This is a genomic window from Campylobacter sp. 2018MI01 (assembly GCF_018501205.1).
In the GTDB taxonomy this organism is placed as follows: domain Bacteria; phylum Campylobacterota; class Campylobacteria; order Campylobacterales; family Campylobacteraceae; genus Campylobacter_E.
Map to the genome: position 1 here is coordinate 1 of NZ_JAHCZE010000175.1, position 415 is coordinate 415.

Annotated in this window: 1 protein-coding gene; it reads right to left on the reverse strand. The window is 28.2% G+C overall.

Annotated features, from left to right (window positions below; translation table 11 throughout):
• Window positions 1–171: 171 nt before the first annotated feature.
• A complete protein-coding gene (locus KJQ97_RS09550) occupies window positions 172–339 on the reverse strand; it encodes a hypothetical protein (RefSeq protein WP_214120714.1) in 168 nt (55 codons plus the stop codon).
• Window positions 340–415 lie beyond the last annotated feature (76 nt).

Genomic DNA, 415 nt, shown 5'->3' on the forward strand with positions numbered 1-415 from the left:
ATCTTCTGCTATATTTGTTGTAGAAACTATCCTTATGCCATTTCTAATATTAACTTGATAATTACTTCTCTCATCTAAATAACAATCATTTAAAATAAGTCTACTTTTTTCACTCTTTTTATTATTTTCAGTTCCTAGCAAAAGACACTCGCCAAGCTCACTTTTTAGCACTCAAGCTAGACTTGTAGCGCTAATATACGGCTTATCAGATTTATCCTTTAAACACATGCTATCTATGAAATCGCCTTCACTTGAGCCTATTTTAAAAGCTGTTTTATTTACTAAAGTTCCTTTATAAAATATCTTTTTTATTAATTTTTTATGCACTTCTTGGCTCATTTTGTCTCCTTTCTAGCTTGTTTGAGTTTGCTTATAAGTGTTTTAATTTTTAAATAAAACAAATACTCTTTATCAT